This is a genomic window from Rhodococcus sp. PSBB066 (genome assembly GCF_017068255.1).
In the GTDB taxonomy this organism is placed as follows: domain Bacteria; phylum Actinomycetota; class Actinomycetes; order Mycobacteriales; family Mycobacteriaceae; genus Rhodococcus; species Rhodococcus aetherivorans.
This window is the reverse complement of record NZ_CP070859.1, coordinates 2,289,158-2,296,331: the sequence shown is the minus strand read 5'-3', so window position 1 is coordinate 2,296,331 and position 7,174 is coordinate 2,289,158. Positions and strand designations below refer to the sequence as shown.

5 protein-coding genes and 2 pseudogenes are annotated in these 7,174 nt (G+C 66.7%); 3 read left to right on the top strand and 4 right to left on the bottom strand.

Translation table 11 applies throughout. The features are described from left to right. Positions 1-59 precede the first annotated feature (59 nt). On the top strand, positions 60-1,841 hold the full coding sequence (locus JYA75_RS10740; RefSeq protein ID WP_203330178.1) for a DUF4012 domain-containing protein: 1,782 nt from the start codon (positions 60-62) through the stop codon (positions 1,839-1,841). A 16-nt stretch (positions 1,842-1,857) separates the two neighbouring features. Here the strand turns inward: JYA75_RS10740 and JYA75_RS10735 are convergent, their stop codons facing one another. Together JYA75_RS10735 and rfbB are read right to left on the bottom strand one after the other, a co-directional pair. Beyond that, entirely contained in the window at positions 1,858-2,043 is a 186-nt protein-coding gene (locus tag JYA75_RS10735; protein WP_237210703.1) for a hypothetical protein, read from the bottom strand. 233 nt (positions 2,044-2,276) lie between these two features. Further along, complete coding sequence (gene rfbB / locus JYA75_RS10730; RefSeq protein ID WP_203330004.1) at positions 2,277-3,287, bottom strand: dTDP-glucose 4,6-dehydratase; 1,011 nt, start codon at positions 3,285-3,287, stop codon at positions 2,277-2,279. Between the two features lie 67 nt (positions 3,288-3,354). Between rfbB and rfbA the strand changes: the two genes are divergently transcribed. Continuing rightward, the gene (rfbA, locus tag JYA75_RS10725) at positions 3,355-4,227 is read left to right on the top strand and encodes a glucose-1-phosphate thymidylyltransferase RfbA (protein ID WP_203330003.1); all 873 of its coding nucleotides are present in this window, start codon (positions 3,355-3,357) and stop codon (positions 4,225-4,227) included. Positions 4,228-4,229: 2 nt separating this feature from the next. Beyond that, positions 4,230-4,478: pseudogene (locus JYA75_RS10720) on the top strand (dTDP-4-dehydrorhamnose 3,5-epimerase family protein); the annotation flags it as partial. A gap of 15 nt (positions 4,479-4,493) precedes the next feature. Here the strand turns inward: JYA75_RS10720 and JYA75_RS10715 are convergent. Together JYA75_RS10715 and JYA75_RS10710 are read right to left on the bottom strand one after the other, a co-directional pair. After that, positions 4,494-5,465, bottom strand: a pseudogene (locus JYA75_RS10715) (IS1634 family transposase); the annotation flags it as partial. Between the two features lie 20 nt (positions 5,466-5,485). Then, positions 5,486-7,114, bottom strand: coding sequence for an IS1634 family transposase (locus tag JYA75_RS10710; RefSeq protein ID WP_203330002.1), 1,629 nt, complete (start codon positions 7,112-7,114; stop codon positions 5,486-5,488). Between the last annotated feature and the right edge of the window lie 60 nt (positions 7,115-7,174).

The window sequence follows — 7,174 nt, the reverse complement described above, 5'->3', positions numbered from 1 at the left end:
TTGACCGCGTGAACGATGTTACCGACGAGTCACTTTCGCCGGAACCACGCCGGCGCAAGGTGCGCCGACGCAAGACCGACGAGCAGATCGCCGCCGAGCGCCACAAGCGCCGGACCATCGCGATCGGTTGCACCGCAGGAGCGGTCGTCGTCGTCGGCCTCGGCACCTGGCTGGCTTACGAAGGGCTGCAGGCGAAGTCGAGCCTCGAGCAGGCCCGGGAGTATGCCACCAGTTCGAAAGAGGCTCTGCTGGCGGGTGATACCGAGACGGCCCTGCGCACCGCCGGCGACGCCGACAATTACGCGAATCAGGCCCAGGACTCCACCCACTCGCTGCCGTGGAGCATCGCCGCGGCCATCCCCTGGCTCGGCAGCCCCTTCGCCTCGAGCCAGCAGATGAGCGACGTTGTGACAGGCCTCACATCGGATGTTCTGGTGCCAGCCGTGGACGCCGGCTCGGCGGTCTCCCCCGATCAGCTGATCCTCGACGGCGCCCGCATCAACCTCGCCGCACTGCGCGATGCCGCCCCCGTCCTCGAGACCACCGCGGCGGCGGCGGCCGAACTGGACGCGCGCGCGCAGGACATCGACGGCACCTACCTCGGCCTGATCGACGACGCCCGCGTCCAATTGCAGCACCAGACAGCCGAGTTGTCCGGTTTGCTCCACAACACTTCCCTCGCGGCCGAGATCGCGCCGGCCATGCTGGGCGCCGACGGGCCGCGCAGCTACTTCATCGGCTTCCAGACCAACGCGGAGGCCCGGGGCACGGGCGGCCTGCTCGGCGGGTTTGGCATCGTCCGCGCGGCCGACGGCGCGGTGCGCGTGGACGACCTGGCGAGCAACCGGGAACTGCGCACGAACTACCAGCCCATCGACCTGGGACCGGACTTCGCCCGCACCTACGGGCACAGCCGGCCGACGGTCGACTTCCGCAACAGCAACGTCAGCTCCCATTTCCCGTACGCGGCGCAGATCTGGCAGTCGCTGTGGCGGCAGGAGTCGGGCGAGCGCGTCGACGGCGCGGTGGCCACGGATCCGGTGGCGCTCAGCTACGTCCTCGAGGTGGTCGGGCCGGTGACGTTGCCGGGCGGGGAGAAGATCACGGCCGACAACGTCGTCGAACTGACCGAATCCACGGCGTACTCGCGTTTCGGCGACAACCAGGCGGCCCGCAAGCAATACCTGGAACGGGTGGCATCGGCGGTCGTCCAGAAGATGACGGGCAGCATCAGCCGCCCCCAGGCCCTGCTGGAAGCCCTCGGCCGCGCGGCGAGCGAAGGGCGGCTCGCCGTGTGGAGCGCCAACCCGCACGAGCAGGCGGTTCTTGCGGGAACACCGCTCGGCCACACGGTTCCCGAGGATCCCGCCCCGTACGCGGGCGTGGTCGTCAACAATCTCGGTGGCAACAAGCTGGACTACTACCTGCGACGCGAGATCGAGTACACCGCCGGCTCCTGCGACGGCGATACCCGGAACTCCACGATCACGGTCCTGCTGAGCAACGACCTGCCGGCCGGTGACTACACCGATTACGTGGCAGGCATGTTCGACAACCCGGTGGGTGCTCCGTTCGGTTCCAATCTCACGGACTTGTCGCTGGTCGCCACCCAGGGCGCAAAGCTCGACAAGGTAACGGTGAACGGGACAGCGGCCATGAGCTTCACAGGCAAGGAACTGGGCCACCCGGTGTACAGCGTCCAGCTCCCGGTTCCCCGCGGCGAGACCGCCGAGATCGTCTTCGAGCTGACGGAACCTGTCGTCGAGGGAGAGGCACGCATCCCGGTCCAGCCACTCGTCGACGAGCCGGAATTCAGCGTGGAGGTGCCCGCCTGCGGCTAGGACCGGGCGGGCGGCCTCACAGCCACCGACCCGGCCCACCTCGCTTGTAGCGGCGGTAGGACGCCCAGAAACCCCATGCTGCGATTCCGAATCCGACGAACGACAGGAGATCGGATTCGGTGAGACCGTGGCCCGGGTTGAATACGTACAGCACCCGGCCCTCGAGCGGTCCGCTGAGCGCGAGCCACAGAAACGATGCCACTGCGACGGCTGTGCTCGACAGAGCATTCGGTCGAGCCAGGCACCATGCGGAGGCGGCGAAGAGCGAACACATGAAGACCAGGGCTTGGAAGATTTCCGGACTGACGATCTTGCACCCCTGATCTCACGTGGCGGCCGATTCGATGAGCTTCAACGGTACTGGCCGCGAGGAAGAACCTCGCGGTCAGCGCCTGTTCTATGCCCGGGATTACGTTCTCGGACGGGGTCGCTCGGTCACTTCTCGAGCACCGATTCTCCCGCCTCGCGATAGGTAGTCTCGGTGGCGTCCTTCTGCGGTCGCCACCAGTGCTCGTGGGTGCGGTACCAGTCGATGGTCGCGGCCAGGCCCTCGCGGAAGTCCCGGTAGCGGGGGGTCCAGCCGAGCTCGGTGCGCAGGCGGGTGGCGTCGATGGCGTAGCGCAGGTCGTGGCCGGGGCGGTCGGTGACGAAGTCGAAGTCGCCCCGGTCCTTACCGCACAGCTCGAGGATGGTCTCGACGACGGTGCGGTTGTTCGTCTCGCCGTCCGCGCCGATCAGATAGGTCTGGCCGATCTCGCCCTTGTCGATGATCGTCCACACCGCCCGGTTGTGGTCGTCGACGTGGATCCAGTCCCGCACGTTCGCCCCGGTGCCGTACAGCTTGGGCCGGATCCCGTCGAGGACGTTGGTGATCTGCCGCGGGATGAACTTCTCCACGTGCTGATAGGGGCCGTAGTTGTTCGAGCAGTTCGAGATCGTCGCGGCCACCCCGAACGAGCGCACCCACGCGCGCACCAGCAGGTCCGAGCCGGCCTTGGTCGACGAGTACGGGCTCGACGGGTTGTAGGCGGTGGCCTCGGTGAACCGGGCCGGATCGTCGAGCTCGAGATCGCCGTACACCTCGTCGGTGGAGATGTGGTGATACCGCACCGACTGCCGGCGCACCGCCTCGAGCAGGGTGAACGTGCCGATCAGGTTGGTCTGCACGAACGGCGACGGATCGGCCAGGGAGTTGTCGTTGTGCGACTCGGCGGCGAAGTGCACCACCAGATCCGACTCGGCGACCAGCGCGTCGACCAGGTCCGCGTCGGCGACGTCGCCGCGGACGAAGCGGATCTTCTCGGCGACCGGGTCGAGGGAGGCCGGGTTGCCGGCGTAGGTGAGCTTGTCGAGCACGGTCACCCGCGCCTCGGGGCGGTCGGCGACGGTCCGATGCACGAAGTTCGCACCGATGAAACCGGCACCGCCGGTGACGAGCAATCGCATTGAAATGGACCCTCCGTAATTTCGCCCCAACTCGCCGGTAGCGAACGACAATGAAAGACTGTGCCCCATGCGCGGAATCATTCTCGCCGGGGGGACCGGATCGCGGCTACATCCGATCACTCTTGGTCCGAGTAAGCAACTCGTACCGGTCTACGACAAGCCGATGATCTACTACCCGCTCTCGACCCTCATGCTCGCCGGGATCCGCGACATCCTGATCATCACCACCCCACACGATTCGGAGCAGTTTCAGCGCCTGCTCGGCGACGGGTCGCGCTACGGGGTGAACCTGACCTACCGGGTCCAGCCGGAGCCGAACGGGCTCGCCCAGGCGTTCGTGCTCGGCGCCGAGCACATCGGTAGTGAGTCCGCGGCCCTCGTGTTGGGGGACAACATCTTCTATGGACCCGGAATCGGATCGCAACTGAGCCGATTCAGCAACATCGACGGCGGCGCAGTGTTCGCCTACCGCGTCTCCGATCCCAGGGCCTACGGTGTCATCGAATTCGATGACACCGGACGAGCATTCTCCTTGGAGGAGAAGCCGGCCACCCCGAAGTCGAACTTCGCGGTGCCCGGGTTGTACTTCTACGACAACGACGTCGTCGCCATCGCCCGCGGCCTGCGCCCGTCGGACCGCGGCGAATACGAGATCACCGACATCAACCGCATCTACCTCGAGGCCGGCCGGCTCCAGGTCGAGGTCCTGCCGCGCGGCACCGCCTGGCTCGACACCGGCACCTTCGACTCGCTGCTCGACGCCGGCAACTACGTCCGTACCATCGAACAACGCCAGGGCCTGAAGATCGGCGCCCCCGAGGAGGTCGCGTGGCGGCGCGGCTTCATCACCGACGACGACCTGCGCGCCCTGGCCGCGCCGCTGGTCAAATCCGGCTACGGCAGCTACCTGCTCGACCTGCTCGACCGGGAAGGACACTGACGGTGCACTACCGCGAACTGAAGATCCCCGGCGCCTACGAGATCACCCCCCGACAGTTCGGCGACGACCGCGGCGTCTTCTACGAGTGGTTCAAACAGCCCACCTTCACCGACGCCGCCGGACGCGCCCTCGACCTCGCCCAGGCCAACTGCTCGGTCTCCGCCGCCGGGGTGCTGCGCGGCATCCACTACGCCGACGTCCCCCCCGGGCAGGCCAAGTACGTCACCTGCCCGGCCGGCGCGGTGCTCGACCCGAGTTGCACCAGATTAGTGTGCCAACTCCGTGCGGGGATTCGCGATGCCGAGGGAGTCGAGGATGTGTACGGCGTCGTCGGTGAGCGGATCGAAGGCGGTGTGCTCGTGGCCGGCGATCGTGACGGTGACTTCCTGCAGAGGTCGTAGGGTCCGCACGATCTTCCTGATCGACATCCCGGTCGCATCCTGCAGATAGCGGGAGATCGCCAACGCGGTGAACACGATGGTCAGGTGCGCCTCGATCGACTCCCGGGTGTGGCTGAAAATCGGGCGGGCCCGCAGATCCGTCTTCGACATCCGAAACGACTGCTCGACGTGCCACAGATCGTGGTACTTCTTCATCACTTCCCGCGGATTCATCAGCGAGACAGGCAGGTTGGTGACGTAGCCCTTCAGACCGAGGAGTGACCGCGCCCGGGCCAGAGCGTCGGTGTCGAGCGATTTGCCCTTCGTGGTGGTCTTGACGAACCGGGGCGTTCGGGCAGCGCGGGTGCCGTCGATGACCTCCCGGGCCCGGGTTTCCTGCGCGTTCAGGGTCTGGTTGTCCCGCACGGCACGCGTGGCCGAGTACGCCCAGATCGCCCGCCACGCCGACGTGTCGGCCGGCTCCCACACCGGCTCACCGCGGCGACCGATGTCGTTGACCGTGCTTTTGGCGTGCCGTGGGGTCACGGTGTCGATGATCTGTCCGTCGGTGAACACGTCTCCGTTCCAGTGGAAATGGCTGGCCAGATCCGCCGGCGCCTTCGTCACCCTCGAGCCGACGATGAACTTCAGTCCGGCCGCATCGAGATCCTTCAGGTTCGTCGCCGACAGCATCCCGGCGTCGGCGGCGATGACCATCTCCACCCAGTCGATACTGTGGCGGGCCTGGAACTGCCGCACGATGGGCACGATGGTGCGGGTCTCGGCGTGATTTCCTTCGAAACACCCGATCTCCAACGGAAATCCGGTGCGATCGACGAGCAGCCCGACGACGATCTGTCCCGAGTTGGCTCATTTGGTTAGTGCGTGAGTCCGGGTCCTGAAATTCGGTCGAGCAAGGCCTGCAGGTCGACGTCGACCTGCGGTGGGAAGGTGTGTCGGGTGCCGTTGATCGCGATGGTCGCCGACCGCAGCGGCCGCAGCAGTTTGACGACCTTGCCGATCGCGAGGCCGCTGCGCTCCTGCACCACCCGGGAGACGGCCAACGCCGTGAACACCACGGTCAGGTGTGCCTCGATCGCGTCGCGGGTGCGGTGGAAGATCGGCCGTGCCCGCAGGTCGGTCTTCGACATCCGGAACGACTGTTCGACATGCCACAACTCGTGGTACTTGGCGATGATCTCGCCCGGATCCATCAGGGAGACAGGAAGGTTGGTGACATAGCCTTTCAGTCCGACGAGCATCCTGGCTCGCTCCAGCGAGACGGTGTCCAGGCGCCGGCCCTTCGCGGTGACCGTCACGAACCGTGTGGACTTCGGGGCGGCGTCCCCGTCGACCACCGCCCGGGCGCGGGCTTCCTGCGCGTTGAGGGTCTTCTCGTCCCGAGCGGCGCGGCTGCGCGAATACTGCCACACCGCCCGCCACGCATTCGGATGCTCCGCCGGATCCCACACCGGTTCGGCGCGTTTGCGGGAGTTGTTGACCACCGAGCGCCCGTGCCGCGGTGTGATCGTGTCGATGACCTGACCGTCGGTGAACACGGTGCCGTTCCAATGAAAGTGCGAGGCGAGATCCCCGGGTGCCTTGGTGACACGCGAGCCGACGATGAACTTGAGCCCGGCCCGGTCCAAGGCAGCGAGATTCGCCGCCGACAGCATCCCGGCGTCGGCGGCGACGACCATCTCGACCCCGCCGAGGTCGTGGCGGGCCTGGAACTGCCGCACGATCGGCACGATCGTGTGGGTTTCGGCCGAGTTGCCTTCGTAGCCCCCGATCTCGAGCGGGAAACCGGTCCGATCCACCAGCAGCCCGACGACGATCTGCGGGTCGACCCGACGTTCCTTCGAGTACCCGACTTTCCGCAGGTCATCTTCCTTTTCGGCCTCGAAGTACAAGGTCGTCACGTCGTACAACAACAGGCTCAGACCGCCGGTTTCGGCGGCATGGACGAAGCACTGTTCGGCGATGCGATCCCGGTAGTGACCGGTGATGACCTGCTTCAGGTGGCGCTTGATCGTGGCGTAGCTCGGTGGATCCGCCCCGAGGTCCTGCAGGACCCGGCCGGCGTCGAGCTTCGAGCCGGGTTCGACGATCCGGGCGATCACCAGGTCCCGGAACACCGTGTCGCCGAGGATGCCGAAGCCGAGCTGGTCGTAGACGTCGGTCAGTACCTGGCGCAGCAGCACCGACCCGGTCGATTCCGTCCGTCCCGGCGCGTCCACCTGCACGGGTCCGGGTATGGGCTCGAGCAGGGCACTCTGCCCGCCGGCCAGGGGCTTTTCGACCGGGAACTGGGGCGTGACGCCGAGGTCGAGGGTCTGCTGATCGGGTTCGAGCCAGGTCCGGGCCCGTTCGAGCAGCATGCCGAGTTCGACGTCGGTGTGGGCGGAGCCGATGTGCTTGACGATCTCCTGCCGGCCACCCACGTAGCGGGCGATCTGCACGGCCGTGGCCCCGGACTTGGTGCGCACCTTCCTGACAAACACCACTCGCCGAGCCTAGAACCAGCGCCGTTAGTGCGTGAAATCAGACCGATCCCGACGAGAACC

Excerpts from the sequence above, each read along its gene's own strand:
- rfbB (WP_203330004.1), bottom strand. The coding sequence starts at position 3,287 with ATGCGATTGCTCGTCACCGGCGGTGCCGGTTTCATCGGTGCGAACTTC.
- rfbA (WP_203330003.1), top strand. The coding sequence starts at position 3,355 with ATGCGCGGAATCATTCTCGCCGGGGGGACCGGATCGCGGCTACATCCG.